Source organism: Rhizobium sp. CF080 (genome assembly GCF_000282095.2).
GTDB lineage: Bacteria > Pseudomonadota > Alphaproteobacteria > Rhizobiales > Rhizobiaceae > Neorhizobium.
In genome coordinates this window covers 571,569-596,263 of the sequence record NZ_AKKC02000002.1, presented here as the reverse complement: position 1 = coordinate 596,263, position 24,695 = coordinate 571,569, and the positions used below count along the sequence as shown (strand labels likewise).

Genomic DNA, 24,695 nt, shown 5'->3' with positions numbered 1-24,695 from the left:
TTCATGCTGACCGCCCGCGAACGCATCGAACGGCAGATGGCCGATCCCTCGCTCGTCCGGCTCCATCGCAAGCTGACGCGGCTGAAGTCGACGGTCACGATGATGAATACCGGCGCCCATCCCGACGACGAGCAGAACGGCATGCTCGCCTGGTTCCGCCTCGGCCTCGGCATGCGCGTCATCATCGCCTGCTCGACGCGCGGCGAGGGCGGTCAGAATGCGCTGGGTCCGGAACGTCTCGGCCCGCTCGGCGTGATTCGCTCCCGCGAGCTGGAAGAGGCCGCCCGCGCGATCGACAGCGACGTCTCTTGGCTCGGCCACGGCCCCACCGACCCGGTCCACGATTTCGGCTTCTCCAAGGATGGCGATGCGACCTTCAACCGCTGGGGCGAGGCCCGCACCATCGAGCGGCTGGTGCGCGCCTACCGCATGGAACACCCGGACATCGTCATCCCGACCTTCCTCGATGTGCCCGGCCAGCACGGCCATCACCGCGCCATGACGCGGGCCGCCGAGACGGCGATTACGCTCGCAGCCGACCCCACTGCATACCCCGAACATTTCGCCGAAGGCCTGAAACCCTGGAAGGTCGCCAAATATTACCTGCCGGCTTGGTCCGGCGGCGGCGATACCTATGACGACGAAGTGCCGCCGCCGGATACGACGGTCACGGTTCTGGCCAAGGGTCGCGACCCGGCCACCGGCGCGGACTATGACCGGATCGGCGAATGGTCGCGTTATTATCACGCGTCCCAGGGCATGGGCCACTGGCCGAAACGCCCGGAAAAGGACTGGCAGCTGCATCTGAAGCTCTCCGCCACGCGCTCGAAATCCGAGCAGTCGGTGCTCGAGGGCCTGCCGGCATCGCTGACCGTGCTTGCCGGCTTCGCCGGCCTGCCCGCCAATGTGGCGGAAGCCCTGCGCTTCGCGGACGCCGCCATTGCCGTGGCGTCAGCGGCCTTCCCGGACCGCGATGCGATCATCAGGGCGCTGACCGAGGCCGCCGGCTGGCTGGACATCGTGGCCTCCGCCGCACCGGAAGAGTTTGCGACCCTGCAGGGCCACCGCATCGCCCGCAAGCAGACGGAAGTCGATGCCGCCATCCTCGATGCGGCGGCGATCTTCGAACGCGCCTATGCCGATCCCTCCGTCATTTCTCCAGGCGGGGCGGCGGCGCTCACCGTCGAGCTTGGCGAAGGCGCTTCGACGCACAAGGTCGATGTTGTTCCGGTTCTCCCCGCCGGCGTCTCGTCCTCCATTCAGTCGCTCGCAAACGACCGCGTATTTGCGCTGACGGCAGCATCGGATGCGCCGCTTTCGGGCCTCTACCTGCCCGCCTGGTCGGCGCTTGGAGGCAACGGCCATGCGCATGTGAAGGTCTCGGCAGAAATCGGGGGCCGCACGGTCTCCGGCACCTTCGATCTCGAAGAGCCGTTCGCGGTAACGCCCGCCCAGTCGCTCACCCTGCTGCCGGATGCGCTGCTCGTGCCCCTCGGCACGAAACAGACGGAATGGCCCATCAAGGCCAATGTCTCCGGCACCAATGCGCCCGTCTCCTTCAAGACGCCTGCCGGCTGGGTGATGAAAAAGACCGATGGCGGCTGGACTGCCTCTGCGACCGATGCGGCCAGGCCCGGCCTTGTCGAGCTCGAACCGCAGATCGACGGCCGCCCGGCCTTCCAGGTCACGCCGATCGCCTACCGGCATATCGGCCGCACCAGTTTTCGCGCGCCCGCTACGCTGAAAATCCTGTCGGTTGATCTGAAGCTGCCCGAAGGCGCGCGGATCGGTTATGTCGGCGGCGGCGCCGACCGCATCGGCCTGTGGCTCGCCCGCATGGGCCTCGACGTCACCGAACTCGACGCCCAGGCACTCTCCGGCGATCTGTCGCGCTTCACCACGATCGTCGTCGGCATCTTCGCCTTCGGCATCCGCAAGGACCTTGCCGCTGCGACCGAGCGCCTGCACCGTTTCGTCGAAGAGGGCGGCCACCTCGTTACGCTGTATCACCGCCCGACGGACGGCTGGGATCCGAACGAAACCCCGCTCCGCCGCATCGAGATCGGTTCGCCGTCGCTGCGCTGGCGGGTCACCGATCCGAGAGCCGAAGTCACCGTGCTGGCGCCCGACCACATTCTCCTCAAGGGCCCGAACGCCATCGGCCCGGAAGACTGGCAGGGCTGGGACAAGGAGCGCGGCCTCTATTTCGTCTCCCGCTGGGATGACGTCTATGAGCCGCTGCTGGCCATGCATGACGCCAACGAACAGCCGCTCAAGGGCGCGCTGATCTCCGGCGTCATCGGCAAGGGCCGCCACACCCATACCAGCCTCGTGCTGCACCACCAGCTCGACAAGCTCGTTCCCGGCGCCTTCCGGCTGATGGCGAACCTCGTGCAGCCGGCGTGAGCACGGAGGCCGCGCCAGAGCCGGAAGCCGAGCGGGCCTCGAACGCCCGCACCGGCATCGGCTGGCTGCTTCTCGACATGACGCTGGTCTCGGGCGGCATGACGGCGCTGGTGAAGGCGCAAGGGGCGACCTATCCGGCCTTCCAGCTCGTCTTCATCCGGGCGATGATCGGTCTCCTGTTCATCCTGCCGCTGATCTGGCGGCACCGCGCCGAAATGCGCCGGGTCAAACACCCGTGGCGCAACATTTTCCGCATTTCCTGCAATGCGGTGGCGCTCACCAGCAATTTTCTCGCCATCACCATGCTGCCGCTCGCCATGGTCAATGCGGTCGGCTTTTCCCGGCCGCTGATCACCATGGCCATGGCGGTTGCGATGCTCGGCGAAACGGTGAGCCGCATCCGCTGGCTCGGTGCGGGCTTCGCCTTCATCGGAGTGCTGATCGTCATGGCACCCGGCACGTCGAGCTTCGATATCGAAGTTCTGGTCGTGCTGGTCTCGGTCGTTTTCGGTTCGCTGGCGATCATCCAGACCCGGGCGCTGAAGGACGAGAACACCACCGTGATGATGGTCTTCTACACGGTCGGCCTCGCGGTCATCACCGCCGTGCCTGCCGTCTTCACCTGGCAGCCGGTCATGCCCTTCGACTGGATCCCGCTGCTCGGCATCGGCTTCCTCGCCCAGCTCGGCCAATATTGTTTCCTGCGCGCCTATCGGATCGCCGATGCCAGCGTGCTCGCCCCCGTCGGCTATCTGTCGATCGTCTTCGTGACCGTCACCGGCTACGTCTTCTTCGACGAAGTGCCCGAGGTGAGGGTGGTGATCGGCGTGATGATTATCCTGGCCGCACTCCAGGGAGCTTCCTGGCTCGACCGCCGTCGCGGCCGCGCCCTGAGCAGGAGGACCTTGAGCAATGGTCCCTCTTTGAGCGAAGGCCCCTTGAGCGAAGACCCCCCTTGAACAAAGGGATGTGATGCGGCGTGAACGTCATCGGGCTATGATTGGCGAACTTTATCCGCTTCCGCACGTTTCACAGGAACAGGAGGTGCTCATGGTCGCTCTAATGTTCGTTATGGCAATCGTCGCAGTTCTTGCCGGCATATTCGCAGTCGTCATCCAACAGATGGCCAGGGCGCGCCGCCAGCAATATCTCGACGAGCTTGCCGTCGACAGCCTGGCATGCACGAGCTTGCCGGAGCTGGAACGAAAGGCCGAGCGCCAGAAGGTACTTCGCCACCGCTCTCAACAGATCTCCCGCAAACGGAGCCATAGGCCGCGAGCGCATCGCCCGAACCCGACTTTGATGGCGAGATGACACGAACGCCAAGCAGGCGTTCTGGCCCGGGCGATCAACTTCTACATGTCTCGGAGATATTTGGTGGAGCTAAGCGGGATCGAACCGCTGACCTCTTGCATGCCATGCAAGCGCTCTCCCAGCTGAGCTATAGCCCCATCAGGGTGGTCCGGTATTTTCCGGTCCTGGGAACTCCCCCGAGGCGCTTATGAAGGCTTTGCCCGGCGGAGTGGCGGCTTATTACTTCCGGTTTACGGAGAGTGCAAGCCGAAATTTGTCCGCCCGGCAATTTTTATTGAATTGCCGGGCGTTACCTTGGAAACGGATCAGACTTCGTCGTCGTCGCCGGTCACGCCGATGATGCCCGACATGTCGTCGTCATCTTCGTCTTCGTCGGCTTCCAGGAAGGTATCGTCGTCATCATCGCCGATATCGACATCGTCGTCATCGCCGATATCCGGGATGTCGTCGCCGCCGGCTGCCTCGTCGCCCTCTTCGAGCGAGACGAGTTCGACTTCCGGATTTTCGGTATCGACTTCCTGGACGTCTTCCTCCTCGGCCTGTTCCATCTTCTTGGCGACGCTGTTTTCCTCGAAGAAGGACAGCGGCCAGGACTTGCCGGTATAGGGAGAAACGACCGGATCGCGGTTCAGGTCGTAGAATTTTTTGCCGGTATCGGGGTCGGTTCGCTTGGTTCCGAGTTCCGCTTTTGCCACAGTCAGAGCCTCATGGGATGGCCGAATAGTTCGGCGCGCCGCTTGGATCGCGGCTTTATAGGGTGAAAATCTAAGCCGGTCCCCATAAGGCCTGTGCTCTTTGATGTCAAAGACAAACTTTTCATGAACCCCATAAGGGTGAAAGCGGTGACCGATCGCAGGCGTTATGTTAGTCACGGGGGGTAAAATTTCCGCCGTGACGGGCAGGCCCGCCGCCCGCTCCGGATGGAAGCGACAAGAGGTAAAGAGCATGTACCAGCCGCCGCATTTTCGCGAAGAGGAGCTTGGCACGCAGCACGCGCTGATCCGGGCTCATTCGCTCGGTTTGCTGGTGACATCCGGCAATTCCGGCCTGCTCGCCAATCCGGTGCCGTTTCATCTCGATGCCGGGGCTTCGGCAAAAGGAACGCTCCGCCTGCATCTCGCCCGCGCCAACGGCCAATGGAAGGACATCCGCGACGGAGCCTCGGTTCTCGCCGTCTTCCAGGGCGCCGATTCCTACGTTACGCCTTCCTGGTACCAGACCAAGCGCGAGACCGGAAAGGTCGTGCCGACCTGGAACTATGCGATCGTCCAGGCAAGAGGCCCGGCCCGCATCGTCGAGGACGCCGACTGGCTGCTGTCGCAGATCAATGCGATCACCAGCCAGCATGAGGGGAGCCGCGCCATGCCCTGGGCCGTCACCGATGCGCCGGACGATTTCATCCGCGCGCAATTGAAAGGCATCGTCGGCATCGAAATCGAGATCGCCGCGATCGAGGGCAAGTGGAAGGTCAGCCAGAACCGCCCCGTCGGCGATCGCGAAGGTGTTGCGGCAGGGCTTGATGAAATGCCCGGGCAGGGCGATATGGCGGATCTCGTCCGCCAGTATGGAGCCATGCGCGAAGCATGAGTTTGAATTTAAAGCCTGCAATGATCATCGCCATCGACGGCCCCGCCGCAGCCGGCAAGGGCACGCTGTCCCGTCAGATCGCCGACGCCTACGGTTTTCACCATCTGGATACGGGACTGACCTATCGCGCCACCGCCAAGGCGCTGCTCGATGCCAGCCTGCCGCTCGATGACGAGAAGGTCGCCGAGAAGATGGCGCGTGAGGTTGAACTCGCCGGCCTCGATCGCGATATTTTGTCCAGTCACGCGATCGGCGAGGCGGCCTCGAAGATTGCCGTCATGCCGTCCGTCCGCCGGGCTCTGGTCGAGGCGCAGCGCGCTTTTTCCCTGAGGCAGCCGGGAACGGTGCTCGACGGCCGGGATATCGGCACGGTCGTCTGCCCCGATGCGCCCGTGAAACTCTATGTCACCGCATCTGCGGATGTGAGGGCGAAGCGCCGGTACGACGAGATCGTCGGCAAGGGCGGCGAGGTCGATTATGACGCGATCTTCTCCGATGTGAAGAAACGCGACGAGCGCGACATGGGCCGGGCCGACAGCCCCCTGAAGCCCGCCGACGATGCGCACTTGCTTGATACCTCGGAAATGAGTATAGAGGCCGCGTTTCGGGCAGCGAAGACCATCATCGACGCCGCTCTGAAAAGACAATTGAAATAGAATAGCCCGAAGTTTAAGTCCCCGCGCCGGATTGCCTCCCCCGGATAACTCCGATGAGGGAGGCGGACATGAACCTTTGGGCATGTGCAACACGAACCACCGGCGCTGTATGGGCCCGTATCGGGTACCTCAGGAGATTTCATGGCAGTATCTAACCCCACGCGGGAGGACTTCGCAGCCCTCCTCGAAGAATCCTTCGCTACCAACGATCTGGCCGAAGGCTATGTCACAAAGGGCATCGTCACCGGGATCGAAAAGGACATGGCCGTCGTTGACGTCGGTCTCAAGGTCGAAGGTCGCATTGCGCTCAAGGAATTCGGTGCCAAGGGCAAGGACGGTTCGCTGAAGGTCGGCGACGAAGTCGAAGTTTACGTCGAGCGCATCGAGAACGCGCTTGGCGAAGCGGTTCTGTCGCGCGAGAAGGCTCGCCGCGAAGAAAGCTGGGTCAAGCTCGAACTCAAGTTCGAAGCTGGCGAGCGCGTCGAAGGCGTCATCTTCAACCAGGTCAAGGGTGGCTTCACCGTCGATCTCGACGGCGCCGTTGCCTTCCTGCCGCGTTCGCAGGTCGACATTCGTCCGATCCGCGACGTCACCCCGCTCATGCACAACCCGCAGCCCTTCGAAATCCTCAAGATGGATAAGCGCCGCGGCAACATCGTTGTGTCGCGCCGCACGGTTCTCGAAGAGTCCCGCGCCGAGCAGCGTTCTGAAATCGTTCAGAACCTCGAAGAAGGCCAGGTTGTTGACGGCGTCGTCAAGAACATCACCGATTACGGTGCGTTCGTTGATCTCGGCGGCATCGACGGCCTCCTGCACGTCACCGACATGGCATGGCGCCGTGTGAACCATCCGTCGGAAATCCTGTCCATCGGCCAGCAGGTCAAGGTACAGATCATCCGCATCAACCAGGAAACCCACCGCATCTCGCTCGGCATGAAGCAGCTCGAGTCGGATCCGTGGGATGGCATTGCCGCCAAGTATCCGGTCGGCAAGAAGATTTCCGGTACCGTCACGAACATCACCGACTACGGTGCATTCGTCGAACTGGAGCCGGGCATCGAAGGCCTCATCCACATTTCCGAAATGTCCTGGACCAAGAAGAACGTCCATCCCGGCAAGATCCTGTCCACGACGCAGGATGTTGACGTGGTCGTTCTCGAAGTCGATCCGTCCAAGCGCCGTATCTCGCTTGGCCTGAAGCAGACGCTCGAAAATCCGTGGCAGGCATTTGCCTACAGCCATCCGGCCGGCACTGAAGTCGAAGGCGAAGTCAAGAACAAGACCGAGTTCGGCCTGTTCATCGGCCTCGAAGGCGACGTTGACGGCATGGTCCATCTCTCCGACCTCGACTGGAACCGTCCGGGCGAACAGGTCATCGAGGAGTTCAACAAGGGCGACGTCGTCAAGGCTGTCGTTCTCGATGTGGACGTCGACAAGGAGCGTATCTCGCTCGGCATCAAGCAGCTCGGCAAGGATTCGGTCGGTGAAGCCGCCACTTCCGGCGACCTGCGCAAGAATGCCGTCGTGTCGTGCGAAGTCATCGCCGTCAACGACGGTGGTGTAGAGGTTCGTCTCGTCAACCACGAAGACATCACCTCCTTCATCCGCCGCAACGACCTGGCACGCGATCGCGACGATCAGCGTCCGGAGCGTTTCTCGGTTGGCCAGGTCTTCGATGCCCGCGTCGTCAACTTCTCCAAGAAGGACCGCAAGGTCATGCTGTCGATCAAGGCTCTCGAGATCGCAGAAGAGAAGGAAGCAGTCGCTCAGTTCGGTTCGTCCGACAGCGGCGCTTCGCTCGGCGACATCCTTGGCGCGGCTCTGAAGAACCGCGGCAACAACGAGTAATCGACGCCTCGCAAGAGATCGAAAACCGCCGGACGCAAGTCCGGCGGTTTTTTCATGCGCGGTTTTTATGAATGGAATTCAAGTCCAGCCGGCCATGCGCCAGTAGAGGTCGTTCGCCCGCTCCGCATCTTCCGTGGCTTCCTTCGAAACCTCGTCGCCTTCGTCCTCGCCGTGGTCGTCGGCCGGGCCTTCTTCGCTGAACGCCTGCTCGCCGGCCGATTGCTGCTGTTCACCGTCCTCGTCGGTCTGCGAGATCGCCTTTGTCTTGCGCTCCTCGGGGTCCCGCTCGCGCTCCTCCGGCGGGTAGGGGACATAGGGCAGGGCAACGCCTTCGCGAAAGGCGGGTGGCAGGGCGATCGGGAGAGCGAGCTGCTCGGCGAGTTCCGTCGCGCCTGCGGCCTGACTGCTTGCGTTCGGGGTAGTACCGGCGGTCCGGCTCGTTGAACCGGTGCTTGCCGGTTCATCCGCGGCCGGTGGCGCGGGCTTTGCCATGGCTTCATTCGCCTGCATGGCGGATTTTCCGATGAGGTCCTTGTCGGTCAATTCCTGCAATGCCTGCTGTTCCGGCAACTGCCTTGCCGCAACCGGCAGACCGTCGAGAAGGTCGCTGGTGGCGTCGGCAAGCACTTCCGCCAGCCATATGGTCGTGGCGCCGTTCGCCATCTTCTCCGCATTGAGCGCACGCGCGCCGCCTTGCTGTTCGAGGCCGCGCTGGGAAAGCCGGGCGAGAGCCGGGCCGTCATAAAAGACGGGTTGAGCCGTGCGCCGATCGCCTGGAACTGCGGTCGCAGTCTGTCGGCCTTCGTCCGGCCGCGCTGCCGTCGGGCTCTCCGGCGCCTCTTCGGTCCGCGCGGCGGCAAACTCCGGTGTCTCGCTTTCAGCGAGTTCGGCCGCTTCCTGCGCGGATGCGGGTGCCATACCCGGATCGGTTTCGGCGCTCGCCTGCAATGGGTTCTCGTCGGTGGGGGCCGCCAGGGCCTCGACTTCGGCGGAAAGCGTGGCCGCATCCTGAGTGGCGCTGGAAATTGTCGTCGCAGGCGATGCTTCCGCATCCTGCGTGGCTGCGTCTGCGGCAATCTCTTCCGGCAAATCTCCGTCGATCGCAGCTTCCTCGCCGGGTTGCGCGGCCTGGGCCTCGGCCTCTGCCGTCGGTGCGGAAGTCTGGCCGGATGCTGTTGGCGCGGCGTTTGCCGGCGGCGGCAGCGGGCCCGGCACCTGTTCCGCCCCGGCATTCTGGCGATAGGAGCTGACGACGGCCTTTGCGGCGAGATCGCGGTCGAGCAGCTGGGCGGTCTCCAGTTGCATGGCGACGCGTGCGGCCTCGGGACCGGCCGGATTATTGAGGATTTCGGCGAGAAGGCGGAGCGAAATGCCCTTGACCAGCTGGTTGAGCGTGCGTTCGAGAGCTGCCTTTTCGGCCGGGTTCATCGCCTTGACCGCTTCGGAAAGGCGCTGGGCATAATCGGCCAATGCTTCGCCTTCGCGGCGCGGCACCTTGATCAGCCGGCCGATGGTTTCGGCGAAGACGGAAAACCCCTGGGCGAGCTGGAGCTGCGCCGAAAGCGAAAGGACGTCCAGCCGCCCCGCAGACATCGGCGAGGAACCGATCAACCCGCTGTTCGCCACGGTATTGGCCACGTCGATCCGCTGACGCAGAATGGGTTGCTGCGATGGTGTCTGGTAGTCGACGAATGAACTGGTACGAACCGGGGGCAGCATCGTCCGCTCCAATGTCTGATAGAGACGATAGGACAGCTCGGCCGAACGGGTTCTTGTCTTTTCGCAACGAGCGGCGTTGCGACCGGAACGCCTCATGGCGTCGCCAGTGCCGATACACAGACATGACTGTGCGGCAAAAAGGTTAACAATTCGCTAACAGGTTTCGCCTTCCGCTGGGAGGTCAGCGAAAATGATCCATGGCGGGACAGATGAGGGGGAGATCGGGTTTATTGCAGGATCACGCAGCCAGCTTCTTCAACAGTTCATAGATGCCGATCTCGTCCACGCGCACGGGCACGATGTCGGCCTGGGATTTCTCGGCGGCCTCGGCGGCAAGCTCCTCGATCGCTTTCGCCGCCATTTCATTGGTCGGCGCTTCATTGTCTGCCAGGATCGCGTCGGAGGCGGCGGAGTCGTCCTCGGCGGAACTGTCGTCGGAAACGAGGCTGTCGGCCGCGTCGCCCGTATCGGAACTGGCCACCTGTTCGGCGGCCGCAGCGAAAAGCGCCAGCAGCGCGGTATCGTCGACGGATGCCGTATCGGCTGTGCCGCCGGCCGCCGGTTTTGCCGCCTCGTCATTCTTCTTCTCGATGACGTCCTGAACCTTCTGGACGTCATCGAGCTTCTTGCCGGCTTCCGCCGCTTGGATGTCGTCCTGGCGCTCGGCGCGGGTTTCGGCATCTTCGACTCGGGTCGGATCGTAGCCCTGCGGACCGAGCTTCAGCTCTTCGAGCGTCTTCGGGTCGGCGACATCCTCGAGCCGCTGCACGACACGCTCGACTTCCGTGTCCAGCTTGCCGCCATTGGCCTTGCGGTTGAGGCCGTCCATCAGGCGCTGGTTGTCGTCGCCATAGGGGTTCTTGATCGCCGCCAGCAGCGTATCGATCGAGATACCCATGTCCTTGAGGCCGAGGTCTTCCTCGAGCTTGGCCGCGCCGGCCGCTCCGAGATCCTTCAGCGCGTCTTCCAGCGCCTTGCCGAGCTTGTAGGACGAGCGCGCTTCGTCGGTGTCGATGCCGAGCTTGGAAGCGAGGCGGTCGACGAGCTCGATCTTCAGCTCGTTCGGGTCAGTGCTGTTGACGCCGAAAAGGGCGGTGGTGATCTTGTCGCGGGCGCGCCTGGCGTCTTCGCTGGCGCTGATGCGGGCTTCGGCAACCGGATCGCTCTTTTTGCCGGTCCGCTGCTCTTCGTCCTTCTTGCGCTGATCCTCGATGCTGTCGAGCATCGACTGCATCATGTTGGTCGCGGCAAGCCCGTAAGTCTGCTGGGTAGGAAGCAACATGGCCCGAAATCCGGTCTCGTCGAAAGATACACCGCGGGCAAAACTAGATTTGAAGGGTTAACGAGACGTTACCGGGCAGCTAGTAGTTATGCCGCTCTTTATCACATTCGGACGCAGGCCGTTTCGCTGTCACCCGGATTGCACGGCACGATGATACCGTCCCCCGGCATCAGCTATGGGCGAAAATGTCGGCCTCTTCCCAGCCGAGCAGATCCAGCTTCGCCCGCGTTGGCAGGAATTCGAAACAGGCCTGGGCCAGTTCGGCGCGCTTGTCGCGAACGAGGCGGTGGCTCAGCTTGTCTCGGAGCGCATGCAGGTGGAGCACGTCGGAGGCCGCATATTCGAGCTGCGCCGGCGAAAGCACTTCGGCCGCCCAGTCGGATTGCTGCTGCGCCTTGGAAACGTCGACGTCGAGCATCTCCTTGAGATTGTCCTTGAGCCCGTGCCGGTCCGTATAGGTGCGGGCCAGGCGCGAGGCGATCTTGGTGCAGAAGACCGGCGTCGTGGTGACGCCGAACGTGTGGAACAGAACGGCGATATCGAAGCGGCCGTAATGGAAGATCTTCTGGCGCGCCGGATCGGCCAGCATGGCGACGAGATTGGGGGCCTGGCTCTGCCCGGCGGCGATCCGGATCACGTCGGCCGAACCGTCTCCCGGCGAAAGCTGCACGACGCAAAGCCGGTCGCGGCGCGGCACGAGACCGAGCGTCTCGGTGTCGATGGCGATCGCTCCCGTATAACGGGCCGCGTCTGCTGCCGGAATATCGCCTTCGTGATATCTGATCTCTGCCATGTCCGACTCCGTCTGCCTGTCTGTCAGGCACCGCTATAGACCACGTTTTTCGCCAGGGATACGGTGATCTGGCAAGCTTGAGTGTCCCGCGGCGGTGAAAGGTGTCTCGTTGAGCGACGGAACGGTCCTCGGGCATTTGCTCAGCCTTGCATACAGCGCATTGCTGCATTGCAACAGGGTGGGTTGGCGTGCTTAAACGATTAGCCTATATCTTAGTCATCGAGCGACGCACTCCTCCTCCCAGTGTTGCTCGATACGGATCGACAACATCCTCCTCCTCCCAGTTGTCGATCAAGTTTAAAGCCTGGCGCACCTCCTCCCGCGCCAGGCTTTTTCCGTTTCCGGAGCAGGCTTTCCCCTCAAGAACGTTGCTTTTCCGCCTCATGACAGCCATGCGGCCAGGCGCCTCGATCTATGGTTGGCGTCACGTAGGTGTCATGCACCGCCGGTATACGAAACCTCGCCTTCCCTTTGAACTTTTCGTGAGGTTACTATGCGCAAGATTTTTGCCGCCCTGGTCGTTTCGACCGTGCTCGCCGGCGCCGCCCAGGCTGCCACCGTTTATCCGCTGGATCGCGCCACGATCCTCACCGCCTCACCCTTCGATTTCAAGGTCGAATTCAACTCGGTCGTGAAGCCGGAAGACGTCAAGATCACCGTCAACGGCCAGGATTACAAGACCGTTCTCGGCAAGGAAGTCCAGTTCGTCGCGGAAGAAAAGAACAAGGACAAGGTCCTCGGTTCTGCCGTCATCCTGCGCGGCCTGACCATCGCCACCGCCGGCGATTACAAGGTCGAAGTATCCGCTGGTTCGGAAACCAAGAGCGTCACCTGGAACGTCTACGGCACAGGCGCTGCCCCGAAGGCCAAGAACGTCATTTTCTTCCTCGGTGATGGCCTTTCGGTTGCTCACCGCACCGCTGCCCGCATCATGTCCAAGGGCATGACCGAGGGCAAGGCCAACGGCCGCCTCAATCTCGACGATATCCCGCCGGCTGCCTTCATCGGCACGTCCGCGACCAACGCTGTCGCCACCGATAGCGCCAACACCATGTCGGCCTACATGACCGGCCACAAGACCGCCGTCAACGCGATTGGCGTTTATGCCGACCGCACGCCGGACTCGCTGGACGACCCGAAGGTCGAGACCATTGCCGAAGCTCTTCGCCGCCAGACCGGCAAGTCGATCGGTATCGTCGCGACGTCTGAAGTCGAAGACGCCACGCCGGCTGCCGTCGTTTCCCACACCCGCAACCGTAACGACAAGGCAGACGTCGTCGGCATGCTGCTCGACGCCAAGCCGGACGTCGTGCTCGGCGGCGGCTCCGCTTATTTCCTTCCGCAGGCCACTGCCGGTTCCAAGCGCAAGGACGACAAGGACTATATCAAGCTCTTCAAGGACGCCGGCTACAGCGTCGCCACCGACAAGGCCGAGCTTGCCGCCAACATCAATGCGAACGGCCTGCTTCTCGGCCTCTTCCATCCGGGCAATATGGACGTCACGCTTGACCGCGAGTTCCTGAAGAAGGGCACCGTCGACAAGTATCCGAACCAACCGGGCCTGGTTGACATGACCAAGGTCGCTCTCGATCGCCTCTCCAAGGACCAGGACGGCTTCTTCCTGATGGTCGAAGGCTCCTCGATCGACAAGATGTCCCATCCGCTGGATTGGGACCGCGCGGTCATCGATACCATCGAATTCGACAAGGCGATCGGCCTTGCCCGCGAATTCCAGAAGACCAATCCCGACACCCTGATCGTCGTCACCGGCGACCACACCCATGGCGTTTCGATCATCGGCACCGTCGATGACGAGAAGCCGGGCACCGAAATGCGCGAAAAGGTCGGCACTTACGCGGAAGCCGGCTTCCCCAACTACAAGGACGAGAACGGCGACGGCTATCCGGACAAGATCGACGTTACCCGCCGCCTGTTCCTCAACGCCAACAACGGCCCGGATCATTACGAAACCTTCCGCCCGAAGATGGAAGGCCCGTTCGTTCCGGCGATCCAGAACGAAAAGAAGGAATACGTTGCCAACGAACAGTACAAGAATGTCCCGGGCGCCGTCTTCGTTCAGGGCAACATCCCGAAGAGCGGCGACAGCGGCGTTCACTCCGTTGACGACGTCTTGCTGCAGGCCACCGGCCCGGGCGCGGAAGGCTTCAAGGGCTATATGGAACAGAGCGACGTCTACAAGGTTCTCGCCGACGCGCTCGCTCTCGGCAGCAAGCAGACCAACTAAGGTCTGAACCACCTGCCGCACCACCCGTGTTAAAAACAATGCTCCCGGCCGGAACTCGGCCGGGAATACCGTTTCAGGAGGGTTTCGTGGAAAAGCTCTTTTCCCTGGGTTTCAACCGCCGTTCCGTGCTCGGTCTGGCTGCCGCCGCCCCGCTGCTTGCGGCAACCCGTTCCGCGGTCGCCGCCGATTCTCTCGGCTTTGGCGAACTCTATGGCAAGTACAGCGTCCTTGGCCTAGAATTTTCCGAAAAGGTAAAAAAGCTGGCCGGTCGGCAGGTCGCGATCCGCGGTTTCATGGCGCCGCCATTGAAGGCCGAAGCCGCTTTCTTCGTGCTGACCGAAGTGCCGATGGCGCTCTGCCCCTTCTGCTCGTCCGATGCGGACTGGCCGGACAATATCATCGTCGTCTATCTCGACGAAAAACAGACATTCACCCAGCCCAGCCAGACGATCGAAGTCCGCGGCAAGCTCGAATTCGGCTCCTGGACCGATCCCGAAACCGGTTTCGTCAGCCTGCTGCGCCTGCGCCAGGCCGAATACGGTACGGTCTGACCATGCTCGAACTCGCCGTAGACGGACTGGCGGTCGCCTTTCCCGGCCTCGATGCACCCGTGCTTGTCGTTGAACATCTGGCGCTCAGGCCGAGCGAACATGTGGCGGTGACCGGCGGTTCCGGTTCCGGCAAGAGCACGTTCATCAATGTCATCACCGGGCTCGAACGCCCCACGTCCGGCAAGGTCCTCTGGAGCGGCAAGGATATTACCCGGCTTTCGGAGACGGCGCGGGATCGCTGGCGGGCCGAACATGTCGGCCTCGTCATGCAGGATTTCCATCTGTTTCCCGGCCTTTCGGCGGTCGAGAACGTGCTTCTGCCGGCGCGGTTGGCGCGGGTTGCCGATAAGGCGCTGATCGCGCGTGCGCACGATCTCCTCAACGGTGTGGGCCTTTCCCGCCCGGACCAGAAGATCGAGACCATGTCGCGCGGCGAGATGCAGCGGGTCGCCATCGCCCGTGCGGTCCTGCGCAAGCCGGGCGTGATCGTTGCCGACGAACCGACCGCCAGCCTCGACGTGGAGGCCGGGGAAACCGTTGGCCGGTTGCTGCTCGACATGGCGACCGAGACGAAAAGCATGCTGATCGTCGTCTCCCATGACCAGCGGCTGATCGATCGCCTGGACCGCCGCATCACGCTGCGCGCCGGCCGCATCGTTGCCGACAGTTTTCGCGAAGAGGTGGCGGCATGATCCGCTTCATTGCGGCCGACCTGCGCCGCCTCTGGCTGGGGGCCGTGGTCGTCGTGCTGCTGGTGGCGCTTGCCACGGCGCTGGGCGTCACCGTCACGCTCCAGGAACGCGCTCTGCGCCTCGGCAGCGCCCGCGCCGCCGACAAGTTCGATCTGGTCATCGGCGCGGCGGGCAGCGAGACCCAACTTGTGCTCTCCTCGATCTTCCTGCAGCCGGCACCGCTGCCGCTGATGCCGGGCGAAGTGCTGGCGAAGCTCTCGAAGGATCCCCGCGTTGCCTGGGCGGCGCCGGTCGGCTTCGGCGATTCCTTTGCCGGCTACCCTTTGGTCGGTACGACCCGCGCGCTGATCGGAAGCACCGTTTCCGGCTTTGCTGAAGGCCGCATGTTCGAGAAGGAGGGCGAGGCGGTGGTCGGCGCGGCGGTGAAGCTGCCGGTCGGCGCCGAAGTCAAACCCATGCACGGCACGGCGCAGATGGGCGGCGAGACCCATGCGGGCGTCGTATACCATGTGACCGGCAAGCTGCCACCGACGGGCACGCCCTGGGATCGCGCCATTCTCGTGCCGATCCAGGCCGTCTGGCATGTCCATGGCCTCGGCCACGATCACGGGCATGAGGAGGAAGAAGAACATCACCAAGGCGAAGCACAGGTGACGCAGGCAGCGGCCGCCACGGATGAGCATGGCCACACGCCGCTGGAAGCGGCGCGCGAACATGCCGAAGATCATCAGCACGAAGGCGAGGCCGCTGCCGCTGGCCGTCCCGATGAGGATCACGATCATCACGGCGGCATCGATGCGGACGCTGTTATCGACGAGAATTTTGCGGCAGATGCGCCGGGTCTTCCCGCCGTCCTCGTAAAACCGAAGACGATCGCCGATGCCTACAAGCTCCGACAGGAATATCGCAACGGCAATACGCTTGCGGTTTTCCCAGGCGAAGTGCTCACCGGGCTCTATGCGACGCTCGGCGATGCCAAGATGGTTCTGAGCGCCGTGGCCGCCGGCTCGCAAGGGCTGGTGGCGGCGGCGCTGGTTCTGGTCACCGTCACCCATATCGGCCAGCGGAGGCGCCAGATCGGCGCGCTCCGGGCTTTTGGCGCGCCGCGGCTCTCGGTGTTCGCTATCGTCTGGCTCGAACTTTTCCTGCTGGTGGCACTCGGCATCGGCCTCGGCTTCCTGACCGGCCTTGCCGCCGCCCGGCTGATTGCCAATGCCTTCACCGTCAAGAGCGGCATCGTCCTGCCGGTCGGCTTTACGGGCGAAGACCTGCGCCTAGCGCTGATCCTGCTCGCCGCGTCGGCGGTGTTGTCCGCCGTGCCTGCCATCCTCGCCTACCGCCAGTCGCCCGCAGCAGCCCTGCGGGCCTAGGCCAGGGCCTTAATCGCCGCGATCACTTCGTCTTCGACGTCCAGCCCCTGCTCGATCGCCGTCCGGCGGGCGTTCTGGCCGCGCCGGCCGGGCAGGCGCACGCCCTCTTCGGAAGCCATCTCGTGAGCCAGTTCGGCGATCCGCTCCGCCGCCGACGCGGTGCTTGCGGAAGGATCGATGACAACAAGCGTCTGGCCGACCGAGGGCGGTAGGCCTTTCTCGTCCATGAACGAGCTTGCCTCATAGGAGAAGTTCGAGCCGGTCAGGCCCGCCGACAGGATCTCCACCATCAGCGCCAGCGCCGCACCCTTGGCGCCGCCGGAGGGCGCCATCAGGCCCTTGTGGGCCGCGTGCGGATCGGTGGTCGGCTTGCCGTCGGCGTCGAAGGCCCAGCCTTCGGGAATGCTCTCGCCCTTCTGGCGCGCGGCCATGATCTTGCCGGCGGCGACGGTCGAGAGCGCCAGGTCGATGACCAGCGGATCCTCGCCGGCGACCGGTGTCGCAAAGGCGATCGGGTTGGTGCCGAACAGCCGCTTCCTGCCGCCCCAGGCGGCCATGGAGGCCGGCGCATTGGCAAACATCAGCGCCACGAGGCCGAGCTCGGCAAACCGCTCCACGGTCAGCGCCATGACGCCCGCATGATGCGAGCGATGGACGGCACAAAGCGCAATGCCCTGTTCCCGCGCGATTGCAGGCAGTTCGGCAACCGCGATATCGAAGGCCGGGTAGGCGTAACCGAATGCAGCATCGACGACGAGCACCGCCGGCCGCGGCCGGGTGGCGATGGCCTTGGCCTTGCCATCCACCTTGCCGGTGCGGGCCTGGCCGATATAGGCGGGAACGCGGCGCAGCCCGTGGCCATATTGCCCGGCAGCTTCCGCATGCACGAGCGCATGGGCGACGGAGCGAGCGGTGTCGGCGATAACGCCATTGGCTTCGAAAACGCTCTGAACGAGCGTTTCGGCTTCGGTAAGGGTCATGTGCATGCTGGAAATCCAGATCAGGTCAGGGGGCGAACACCGCGAGGAAATCAGGCGGTTATTCGCACTTTACCGGCTGGCTGAGTGAACTTGCAACACCGGAGGGCGGCGCAGGGATTGGCGAAGCACGCCGGACAGCCGACGCGACATAGTCATCGATAGACGCGTTGCCCGATGACCCCGCAACCGAGACACTGCCGATGTTGCCACTGCCGTCGAAGCTGAAGCGGACCGTCACGACGCCGGTTCCATTGCCGGGGCATTTGCGGGCGTACCGCGCAATCTTCGTTCTTACGCGCGTCATCCACTGCTGCGGCGAGACCGACGCAGAGAAGAGGCTCGTGGAGTTCTGGATAGCGGCCGTGCGGTCCGATTGCTTGGCCTGGATCTTCGCCTCGGCCATGTCCGGCCGGGCCTGCTGCTGTTGCTGCTTAGGCTTCTGGACCTTCTTCACCGGCTCCTTCCTGGGCTCCGGCTTTTTCGGCTGTTCCGGCGGCTTTTCCGCGACCGGCGGCGGCAGGGGCCGCATCGCCGGCAACGGCACTTCGACATTTTCCAGCGCCGCCGTCATCTGTTCGTCGACCGGCTTGATCTCTTCGATCGGTTCCGGCGGCGGTTCGGGGATGGTTTCGGTGACCTGGGGCTCCGGCTCCGGCGGCGGTTCCGCCACGGGCGGCTGCACCGGTTCGGGCTCGACCGGCTCGGCAACTTCCTGCGGCGGCGGCTCGACCGGCTGCTCAACAGGTTCGGCAACAGGCTCAGGCATCGGCTCGGGTTCGGGCTGAGGCTGCTCGACGGGCTCCGGCTGCGGTTCCTCGATCGGCTGGGTCTGCTCGCTCACCACCTGCTCCTGCTCCTGCATATCAGGAGAGATCTTTTCCTCTTCGGTATTGGCGGATTCCGGCTCCGGCGCGAGCTCGATCATGATCGCCGCGGGCGGTGCGTTGTCGGCGAGCACCTCCGGTTGTTCGCGCATCAGATAGGCCGCGGCGCCGAAATGCACCGTCAGCATCAACAGCCCGGCAGCACCCCACAGCGCCAGCTCGCCGACGCGTCCGCCCGGACCTGCCTGCGAGACGACGAGGCTCATGGGTTGCCTCCGGCTGCCGGAATGGTAGGTGCGGCTGGCGGCGCCGCGACAGGAACACCGCCGGCCGGGGCGGCTGCCGGTGCCGGCGGACCGGGCAGCGTTTCGAGGCCGACGAGCGCGATCTTGAGGTAACCGGAATCGCGCAGGAGGTTCATGACCTCCATGAACTGGCCGTAGTCGACCGCCTTGTCGGCACGCAGGAACACGCGAGTGTCCTTCTTGCCTTCCGTGACACGATCGAGGGTCGCCGCAAGCTGCTCGCGCTGCACGGCGTCATTGCCGATATTGAGGCTCAGGTCTTCCTTGACCGTCAGGTAGAGCGGTTCTTCCGGCCGTTCCGCAGGCTTGGCGGTTGAGGCGGGAAGATCGACATTGACGTCGACGGTCGCCAGCGGCGCCGCCACCATGAAGATGATCAGCAGCACCAGCATGACGTCGATGAACGGCGTCACGTTGATCTCGTGGTTCTCGGAAAGCTCGTCGCCGTGCTGTTCGCGGATGCCGCCGGCCATGGTTGATCAGCCCCCTGCCACCAGCGAGACCGGCGCCTTGCGGCCGCCCGGGGGAACCTTGCGGAAATCGAGGTCGCGGCTCACCAGCCGTTCCACACCCGCTGCGGCATCCGCCAGCAGCTGGCGATAGCCGGTGATGGAGCGCGCGAAGACGTTGTAGATGACAACCGCCGGAATGGCCGCAACGAGGCCGATCGCGGTCGCAAGCAGCGCTTCCGCGATGCCGGGCGCGACGACGGCGAGGTTGGTGGTCTGCGATTCCGAAATGCCGATGAAGGCGTTCATGATGCCCCAGACGGTGCCGAACAACCCGACGAACGGGGCGGTGGAGCCGATCGTCGCGAGCACGCCGGTGCCGCGCGACATGCGCCGGCCGGCATAGGCCTCGATGCGGGAAAGCGCCGAGCCGACCCGCTCCTTCACGCCGTCGCCATGGGCATGGTCGATTGCGGCCTCGGAGAGCTGCATTTCTTCCGCGGCGGATCGGAGCATCAGGGCGGCCGGACCGCCGCGGCCACCGGCTGCGCCGACGGCTTCCGAAAGCGTGCGGGAGATGCGGATGACCTTCAGCGTCCGTGCGGCGCGGGCGCGGGCGCCCGCAAGCTCCAGCGTCTTTGCGAGCCAGACGGTCCAGGTGACCAGCGAGGCGAAGGCGAGCCCGATCATCACGCCTTTGACGACCCAGTCGGCCGCCATGAACATGCCCCAGGGCGAAAGGTTGTGCGGCAGGTCCGAACGCCGTTCGGGCTCAAGGAACTGCGTGAACATGTCGATCGGCTGGCGCGCCGCCGGTGCCTGGGCCGATGCGGGCTGGGCGGTATTGTTGGCTGGCGCTTCGGCCGGCGCGGCCGGCTGCGGCGCGGAAGCTTCCGGCTGCGTGGCAACGGGGTTGGCCGGCTGTGCGGCGGTCGGAGCAGCGGGCGGGAACGCAGCCGGGGGTGCTGCCGGCTCGGGCGCCGTGCGGGCGCTTGGCGGCGCTGCCTGCGTGGCAGGAGCAGGAGCCGCTGGAGTTGGGTGTGCACCGGAAGGCGACGTCGCCTGCGGCTGCGTTGAAGCATCGGGAGCAGGCGCCTGCGCCATCACCGCGCAAGCCGTCATCGCCAGGGCCGCGAGAGCGATCGGTAACCGGCTCCTGATCGGCTGGCGCATCGAAAAAGCGGGCTTCAGGGCAGCGGGCATGGCAGGCGATACTCCGGACTATTCGGCATGGCGGACAACGCTGGGGCGCAGGTCGGCAATGTCGGAAACGGGACACCGGAACGCCGCCGGCCACTGCCGCCGGGTTCGCGATGTTGCAGCTACCGGATAATAAACATGAGTACAAATGGCAACTAATAAATATTGAGAATGCCGATCAAATTAACGCGGGATCGGGGATCGTTACCCCGTTTGCGCATGGATGGGCCTTCCCTTGCCGAAAAATGAGGCCGGTCGGCGGCTAACGCGCCAGCCAGCCGCCATCGACCGGCAGCACGATGCCATGGATATAGTCGGAGGCCGGCGAGGCGAGGAACACGGCGGCACCGCCGAGTTCTTCCGGCTGGCCCCAGTGTCCGGCCGGGATGCGGCCGAGGATCGCCGCGTTGCGGTCCGGATCGTTGCGCAGCGCCTCGGTATTGTTGGTCGAGAAATAGCCCGGCGCGATGGCGTTGACGTTGATGCCCTTGCCCGCCCATTCGCAGGCGAGCAGCCGGGTCAGGCCGGCGAGACCACTCTTCGAGGCGGTATAGGAAGGAATGCGGATACCGCCCTGGAAGGAGAGCAGCGAGGCGATGTTGACGATCTTGCCGCCCTTGCCCTCGGTGATCAGCCGGCGTGCGAATGCCTGGGAGAGGAAGAACACCGTCTTCAGGTTCACGTCCATCACCGCGTCCCAATCGGCCTCGGTGAAATCGATCGCGTCGGCCCGGCGGATGATCCCGGCATTGTTGACAAGGATATCGGCGCGCCCGGTCCAGGCGACCGTTTCGCTGATGATCCGATCGACCGGTTCGAGCGTCGAAAGATCCGCCTGGATCGACAGGCTGCGCCCGCCCGCCGCGCCGACCGCTGCTTCCGTCTCGGCCATGGAGGAGCGGCCGACCAGCGCCACATCCGCGCCGGCCTGCGCCAGCGCCACGGAAATCGCCTGGCCGAGACCGGTATTGGCGCCGGTGACGATCGCCGTCTTGCCCGTCAGGTCGAATGAAACAGCCATGTTGTCCTCCTCGGAACTGGAAAATGCGGATATAGCGCAGATGCTTATCGTCGCGAGCCCCTCGGTAGAAGCTGAAAATTTTTTCCACGTCACGGGTTGATGTCGAAAGCGGGGTAAAAGCGTTGGGTGCGTGGCGCGCTGGCGGCGGCGGCGTATCAGGCCACGAACATAGCTGATGTAACGTTCGGCTGTTGTGTCGTTGGGAAAAATTCGCCGGGGCAAAAGCAGATGCCCGCCGTCATAGAAAAGAACCAGCCAGTTGCCCAGCGTTATCAACTTCCTGAGCCGTTTCGTATCCAGTTCGATCAGCAGGCCGTCGCCCTGCGCCCGGACGATGTCGGGTCCGAATTCCGCCTTTATGGAGCGAATCTCGCGCTTCTCAGAAACAATAAGCGGGGAAGGGGCCGTCTTTCGGAACCTCTTTGCCAAGGCATCGTAAAACCCCAGCAATCCCATCAGCTTCTGCCGCCTCTCGAAATGGTATTGCACGACGAGATCGATGCCCTCCCCGAGTTCCGCATCGGAAAGCACGTAGTCAAAATGCCAGGAGCCGTCCGTGAAACTCACGGACGGCTCCTGAAACTGCTGAGGCTCGTCGCCGGAGGTCACAGCGTGCGCGTGATATGCTCCACGCGGAAGCATTCGATCGTATCGCCGACGCGCATGTCCTCGTAGTTCTCGAAGGCCATGCCGCATTCCTGACCCATCGGCACTTCGCCGACTTCGTCCTTGAAGCGCTTGAGCGTCTTGAGCTTGCCTTCGTGGACAACGACGTTGTCGCGGATAAGGCGGACGCCGGCTCCACGCTCGACCTTGCCTTCGACGACACGGCAACCTGCGACCTTGCCGACCTTGGTGATGTTGAACACTTCCAGGATCTCGGCATTGCCGATGAAGGTTTCGCGGCGTTCCGGCGAGAGCAGGCCCGACATCGCCGACTTCACGTCATCCACCAGATCGTAGATGATGTTGTAGTAGCGGATCTCGATGCCGTTGCGCTCGGCGACCGTACGGGCCTGGGCGTTGGCACGGACGTTGAAGCCGATGATCGCGGCGTTGGAAGCCTCGGCAAGCGAGATATCCGATTCCGTGATGGCGCCGGCACCCGAGTGAACGATGCGGGCACGAACTTCGTCGGTGCCGAGCTTGTCGAGCGAGGCGATGATCGCTTCGATCGAACCCTGCACGTCACCCTTGATGACCAGCGGGAATTCCTTGAAGCCGGTATCCTGCAGCTTGCTCATCATCTGTTCGAGCGAACCGCGCTGACCGGACTGGCGGGCAGCCGCCTTGTCGCGGGCAAGACGCTGGCGATATTCGGAAATCTCGCGCGCGCGGCTTTCGTTCTCGACGACTGCGAACTTGTCGCCCGCAGCCGGCGTGCCGGAAAGACCGAGCACTTCGACCGGAGTCGCCGGACCGGCTTCCTTGACGTGGTCGCCCTTGTCGGTGACGAGCGCGCGAACGCGGCCCCACTGATCGCCGGCAACGATGATCTGGCCCGGCTTCAGCGTACCCTTCTGGACCAGGACGGTCGCAACCGCACCGCGGCCGCGGTCGAGCTGGGCTTCGATGACGGTACCTTCCGCCGTACGGCTCGGGTCGGCCTTGAGGTCGAGGATTTCGGCCTGCAGCAGCACGGCTTCGAGCAGCTTGTCGAGGTTGGTCTTGTTCTTGGCCGAAACCTCGACGTCGAGCACTTCGCCGCCCAGAGATTCAACGAAGACTTCGTGCTGCAGAAGCTGCTGGCGGACCCTGTCCGGCTTGGCTTCGTGCTTGTCGATCTTGTTGATCGCCACGATGATCGGAACACCGGCCGCCTTGGCGTGGTTGATGGATTCGATCGTCTGCGGCATCACGCTGTCGTCGGCCGCGACCACCAGGATCGCGATATCCGTCGCCTGCGCACCACGGGCACGCATCGCCGTGAAGGCGGCGTGGCCGGGGGTGTCGATGAAGGTGATCTTCTGGCCGTTCTGCTCGACCTGATAGGCGCCGATATGCTGGGTGATGCCGCCGGCTTCGCCGGAGACCACGTTCGCATGGCGGATGGCGTCGAGCAGCGAGGTCTTGCCGTGGTCGACGTGACCCATGATGGTGACGACCGGCGGGCGGGAAACCAGCTCGCCTTGGTCGTCCGCCTTGTTGAAGATGCCTTCTTCGACGTCGGATTCCGAGACGCGCTTGACGGTATGGCCGAATTCGCCGGCGATGATCTCGGCGAGGTCGGCGTCGATGACGTCGCCCGGCTTCATCATCTGGCCTTCCTTCATCAGGTACTTGATGACGTCGACGGCGCGTTCGGACATGCGCTGCGACAGTTCCTGAATGGTGATGGTTTCCGGCAGGATGACTTCGCGCATGACCTTTTCGCGCGTTTCCTGCATCTGGCTGCGGCGGAACTTCTCCTGCCGGCGGCGGGTCGCGGCCATCGAACGGCCACGGGCATTCCCGTCTTCGTCCGTGCTGACCGTGGTCACCGTCAGCTTGCCGCGACGGCGTTCGTCCTCGGTCTTCGGGCGGGCCGGAACCTTAGCGGGAGCCGGAGCGGCGACGCGGCCACGGCCGGGGGCGCCACGCGGCGGGCCGCGATCCTCGTCTTCTTCGTCGGCGCCCTTGCGGCGACCGGCAACCGGCAGTGCAGCGGGCGCAGCACCGGGTGCTGCAGGCCGCGGAGCCTGCGGACGTGCCTCGCCCGGACGGCCCGCAGGGGCTCCGGTGGCGGCGCGCTCGACGGGCTTTTCGGCAACTGCGGGTGCGGCGGCAGGAACTTCTGCCGGGGCTTCGACCGGCTCGACCTTAGGTTCGGCGGCGCGGCGGGCAGCCTCGGCGGCTTCCTCGATCTTGCGGCGTTCTTCCTCGACCTTGCGGCGTGCCTCGTCTTCAGCGCGCTGCTTGGCCTCGATGACTTCGCGGGCCTGCGCTTCCATCAGTGCGCGGCGACGGGCTTCCATCTCGCCGGCGGAGAGGTCGTGCAATACGGCACCGCCCTGGCGTTGCGGCTGGCGCTGCGGTTGGCCGGACTGCTGCGGACGCTGCGGCTGGTTGGGCTGCTGCGGGCGCTGCGGCTGGCTGGATTGTGGCGGACGCTGGCCATGCTGCGGCTGTTGCGGCCGCTGGTTCTGCGAGCCGGGCTGGTGGATGCGCGGCGCGGGAGCAGCCGCCTGCGGCTGCGGCGGACGCTGGGGAGCGACCGGCTGCTGCGCAACGGCCTCTACCACCCGCGGCGCGGGCGCCGGGGCTGCTGCAGGCGTGATTGCAGGCTTTTCGTCCAGCGGCCGGGTCGGCCGCCGCTTCACTGTCTCGACGACGACGGCCTTGGTGCGGCCGCGACCCATGTCCTGACGGACGGTACCCTGGCTCATCCCAGATGGCTTCAGTGTAAGGGTCTTCTTTACGCCGAGTGTCTTATCGTCTTTGTTGTCGGTCATTCCGTTCCTGTTCCTTCGGACA

The 24,695-nt window shown here is 64.1% G+C and carries 20 protein-coding genes and 1 tRNA gene; 9 read left to right on the top strand and 12 right to left on the bottom strand.

All coding sequences use genetic code 11. The features are described 5' to 3' along the window. Nucleotides 1-3: 3 nt before the first annotated feature. Together PMI07_RS04185 and PMI07_RS04180 are read left to right on the top strand one after the other, a co-directional pair. Nucleotides 4-2,406 carry a PIG-L family deacetylase gene (locus PMI07_RS04185; protein WP_024163548.1) on the top strand — a complete coding sequence of 801 codons (2,403 nt, stop codon included), beginning with the start codon at nucleotides 4-6 and terminating at the stop codon, nucleotides 2,404-2,406. Beyond that, the gene (locus PMI07_RS04180; protein WP_007773723.1) at nucleotides 2,403-3,365 is read left to right on the top strand and encodes a DMT family transporter; all 963 of its coding nucleotides are present in this window, start codon (nucleotides 2,403-2,405) and stop codon (nucleotides 3,363-3,365) included. The genes PMI07_RS04185 and PMI07_RS04180 overlap by 4 nt, the downstream gene beginning before the upstream one ends. Before the next feature lie 100 nt (nucleotides 3,366-3,465). On the opposite strand, the gene PMI07_RS34735 is transcribed toward PMI07_RS04180, so the two are convergent. The 3 genes from PMI07_RS34735 to PMI07_RS04165 all read right to left on the bottom strand — a co-directional run bounded on the left by PMI07_RS34735 (nucleotide 3,466) and on the right by PMI07_RS04165 (nucleotide 4,415). Next, nucleotides 3,466-3,642 (bottom strand): hypothetical protein, encoded by a 177-nt coding sequence (locus PMI07_RS34735; RefSeq protein ID WP_155956372.1) that lies wholly within the window; start codon nucleotides 3,640-3,642, stop codon nucleotides 3,466-3,468. Nucleotides 3,643-3,781: 139 nt separating this feature from the next. Continuing rightward, nucleotides 3,782-3,857: transfer RNA gene (locus PMI07_RS04170), tRNA-Ala, on the bottom strand. Nucleotides 3,858-4,025: 168 nt separating this feature from the next. Next, nucleotides 4,026-4,415 (bottom strand): TIGR02300 family protein, encoded by a 390-nt coding sequence (locus PMI07_RS04165; protein WP_007773726.1) that lies wholly within the window; start codon nucleotides 4,413-4,415, stop codon nucleotides 4,026-4,028. Between the two features lie 250 nt (nucleotides 4,416-4,665). Between PMI07_RS04165 and PMI07_RS04160 the strand changes: the two genes are divergently transcribed. The 3 genes from PMI07_RS04160 to rpsA all read left to right on the top strand — a co-directional run bounded on the left by PMI07_RS04160 (nucleotide 4,666) and on the right by rpsA (nucleotide 7,811). Continuing rightward, on the top strand, nucleotides 4,666-5,307 hold the full coding sequence (locus PMI07_RS04160) for an FMN-binding negative transcriptional regulator (RefSeq protein WP_024163547.1): 642 nt from the start codon (nucleotides 4,666-4,668) through the stop codon (nucleotides 5,305-5,307). Beyond that, nucleotides 5,304-5,963 (top strand): (d)CMP kinase, encoded by a 660-nt coding sequence (gene cmk, locus PMI07_RS04155; protein ID WP_007759763.1) that lies wholly within the window; start codon nucleotides 5,304-5,306, stop codon nucleotides 5,961-5,963. The genes PMI07_RS04160 and cmk overlap by 4 nt, the downstream gene beginning before the upstream one ends. A 141-nt stretch (nucleotides 5,964-6,104) precedes the next feature. Further along, nucleotides 6,105-7,811 (top strand): 30S ribosomal protein S1, encoded by a 1,707-nt coding sequence (gene rpsA, locus PMI07_RS04150; RefSeq protein ID WP_007759771.1) that lies wholly within the window; start codon nucleotides 6,105-6,107, stop codon nucleotides 7,809-7,811. A 78-nt stretch (nucleotides 7,812-7,889) separates the two neighbouring features. Here the strand turns inward: rpsA and PMI07_RS04145 are convergent, their stop codons facing one another. From PMI07_RS04145 to PMI07_RS04135, 3 genes are all read right to left on the bottom strand, one after another. Beyond that, complete coding sequence (locus PMI07_RS04145) at nucleotides 7,890-9,626, bottom strand: hypothetical protein (RefSeq protein ID WP_037085180.1); 1,737 nt, start codon at nucleotides 9,624-9,626, stop codon at nucleotides 7,890-7,892. A 142-nt stretch (nucleotides 9,627-9,768) separates the two neighbouring features. After that, nucleotides 9,769-10,812: a hypothetical protein gene (locus PMI07_RS04140; RefSeq protein ID WP_024163546.1), complete on the bottom strand. Its 1,044-nt coding sequence runs from the start codon at nucleotides 10,810-10,812 to the stop codon at nucleotides 9,769-9,771. 169 nt (nucleotides 10,813-10,981) lie between these two features. Beyond that, complete coding sequence (locus tag PMI07_RS04135; RefSeq protein WP_007766328.1) at nucleotides 10,982-11,605, bottom strand: ribonuclease D; 624 nt, start codon at nucleotides 11,603-11,605, stop codon at nucleotides 10,982-10,984. Nucleotides 11,606-12,098: 493 nt separating this feature from the next. Between PMI07_RS04135 and PMI07_RS04125 the strand changes: the two genes are divergently transcribed. The 4 genes from PMI07_RS04125 (at nucleotide 12,099) to PMI07_RS04110 (ending at nucleotide 16,463) form a co-directional block, all read left to right on the top strand. Continuing rightward, nucleotides 12,099-13,850, top strand: coding sequence for an alkaline phosphatase (locus PMI07_RS04125; RefSeq protein WP_007766329.1), 1,752 nt, complete (start codon nucleotides 12,099-12,101; stop codon nucleotides 13,848-13,850). Nucleotides 13,851-13,936: 86 nt separating this feature from the next. Further along, a complete protein-coding gene (locus PMI07_RS04120; RefSeq protein WP_007766331.1) occupies nucleotides 13,937-14,401 on the top strand; it encodes a hypothetical protein in 465 nt (154 codons plus the stop codon). Nucleotides 14,402-14,403: 2 nt separating this feature from the next. After that, nucleotides 14,404-15,093: an ABC transporter ATP-binding protein gene (locus PMI07_RS04115; RefSeq protein ID WP_007766348.1), complete on the top strand. Its 690-nt coding sequence runs from the start codon at nucleotides 14,404-14,406 to the stop codon at nucleotides 15,091-15,093. Next, nucleotides 15,090-16,463, top strand: coding sequence for an ABC transporter permease (locus tag PMI07_RS04110; protein ID WP_007766354.1), 1,374 nt, complete (start codon nucleotides 15,090-15,092; stop codon nucleotides 16,461-16,463). The genes PMI07_RS04115 and PMI07_RS04110 overlap by 4 nt, the downstream gene beginning before the upstream one ends. On the opposite strand, the gene PMI07_RS04105 is transcribed toward PMI07_RS04110, so the two are convergent. The 6 genes from PMI07_RS04105 to infB all read right to left on the bottom strand — a co-directional run bounded on the left by PMI07_RS04105 (nucleotide 16,460) and on the right by infB (nucleotide 24,673). Next, nucleotides 16,460-17,449, bottom strand: a complete 990-nt coding sequence (locus PMI07_RS04105; RefSeq protein WP_007766356.1) for an Ldh family oxidoreductase — start codon at nucleotides 17,447-17,449, stop codon at nucleotides 16,460-16,462. The genes PMI07_RS04110 and PMI07_RS04105 overlap by 4 nt on opposite strands. 52 nt (nucleotides 17,450-17,501) lie before the next feature. Continuing rightward, nucleotides 17,502-18,533, bottom strand: a complete 1,032-nt coding sequence (locus tag PMI07_RS04100; protein ID WP_007766357.1) for an energy transducer TonB — start codon at nucleotides 18,531-18,533, stop codon at nucleotides 17,502-17,504. After that, entirely contained in the window at nucleotides 18,530-19,045 is a 516-nt protein-coding gene (gene exbD, locus PMI07_RS04095) for a TonB system transport protein ExbD (RefSeq protein WP_024163545.1), read from the bottom strand. The genes PMI07_RS04100 and exbD overlap by 4 nt, the downstream gene beginning before the upstream one ends. Nucleotides 19,046-19,051: 6 nt before the next feature. Further along, nucleotides 19,052-20,143 (bottom strand): tonB-system energizer ExbB, encoded by a 1,092-nt coding sequence (gene exbB / locus PMI07_RS04090; protein WP_197032463.1) that lies wholly within the window; start codon nucleotides 20,141-20,143, stop codon nucleotides 19,052-19,054. Nucleotides 20,144-20,483: 340 nt separating this feature from the next. Next, a complete protein-coding gene (gene kduD, locus PMI07_RS04085; RefSeq protein WP_037085504.1) occupies nucleotides 20,484-21,242 on the bottom strand; it encodes a 2-dehydro-3-deoxy-D-gluconate 5-dehydrogenase KduD in 759 nt (252 codons plus the stop codon). A 605-nt stretch (nucleotides 21,243-21,847) separates the two neighbouring features. Next, on the bottom strand, nucleotides 21,848-24,673 hold the full coding sequence (gene infB / locus PMI07_RS04080; protein ID WP_024163543.1) for a translation initiation factor IF-2: 2,826 nt from the start codon (nucleotides 24,671-24,673) through the stop codon (nucleotides 21,848-21,850). Nucleotides 24,674-24,695: the final 22 nt, after the last annotated feature.

What these genes read in the sequence shown, in the direction of transcription:
- PMI07_RS04185 (WP_024163548.1), top strand. Translation starts at nt 4, where the DNA reads ATGCTGACCGCCCGCGAACGCATCGAACGGCAGATGGCCGATCCCTCG.
- PMI07_RS04160 (WP_024163547.1), top strand. Translation starts at nt 4,666, where the DNA reads ATGTACCAGCCGCCGCATTTTCGCGAAGAGGAGCTTGGCACGCAGCAC.
- cmk (WP_007759763.1), top strand. Translation starts at nt 5,304, where the DNA reads ATGAGTTTGAATTTAAAGCCTGCAATGATCATCGCCATCGACGGCCCC.
- rpsA (WP_007759771.1), top strand. Translation starts at nt 6,105, where the DNA reads ATGGCAGTATCTAACCCCACGCGGGAGGACTTCGCAGCCCTCCTCGAA.
- PMI07_RS04145 (WP_037085180.1), bottom strand. Translation starts at nt 9,626, where the DNA reads ATGAGGCGTTCCGGTCGCAACGCCGCTCGTTGCGAAAAGACAAGAACC.
- PMI07_RS04140 (WP_024163546.1), bottom strand. Translation starts at nt 10,812, where the DNA reads ATGTTGCTTCCTACCCAGCAGACTTACGGGCTTGCCGCGACCAACATG.
- PMI07_RS04135 (WP_007766328.1), bottom strand. Translation starts at nt 11,605, where the DNA reads ATGGCAGAGATCAGATATCACGAAGGCGATATTCCGGCAGCAGACGCG.
- PMI07_RS04125 (WP_007766329.1), top strand. Translation starts at nt 12,099, where the DNA reads ATGCGCAAGATTTTTGCCGCCCTGGTCGTTTCGACCGTGCTCGCCGGC.
- PMI07_RS04115 (WP_007766348.1), top strand. Translation starts at nt 14,404, where the DNA reads ATGCTCGAACTCGCCGTAGACGGACTGGCGGTCGCCTTTCCCGGCCTC.
- PMI07_RS04110 (WP_007766354.1), top strand. Translation starts at nt 15,090, where the DNA reads ATGATCCGCTTCATTGCGGCCGACCTGCGCCGCCTCTGGCTGGGGGCC.
- PMI07_RS04105 (WP_007766356.1), bottom strand. Translation starts at nt 17,449, where the DNA reads ATGCACATGACCCTTACCGAAGCCGAAACGCTCGTTCAGAGCGTTTTC.
- PMI07_RS04100 (WP_007766357.1), bottom strand. Translation starts at nt 18,533, where the DNA reads ATGAGCCTCGTCGTCTCGCAGGCAGGTCCGGGCGGACGCGTCGGCGAG.
- exbD (WP_024163545.1), bottom strand. Translation starts at nt 19,045, where the DNA reads ATGGCCGGCGGCATCCGCGAACAGCACGGCGACGAGCTTTCCGAGAAC.
- exbB (WP_197032463.1), bottom strand. Translation starts at nt 20,143, where the DNA reads ATGACGGCTTGCGCGGTGATGGCGCAGGCGCCTGCTCCCGATGCTTCA.
- kduD (WP_037085504.1), bottom strand. Translation starts at nt 21,242, where the DNA reads ATGGCTGTTTCATTCGACCTGACGGGCAAGACGGCGATCGTCACCGGC.
- infB (WP_024163543.1), bottom strand. Translation starts at nt 24,673, where the DNA reads ATGACCGACAACAAAGACGATAAGACACTCGGCGTAAAGAAGACCCTT.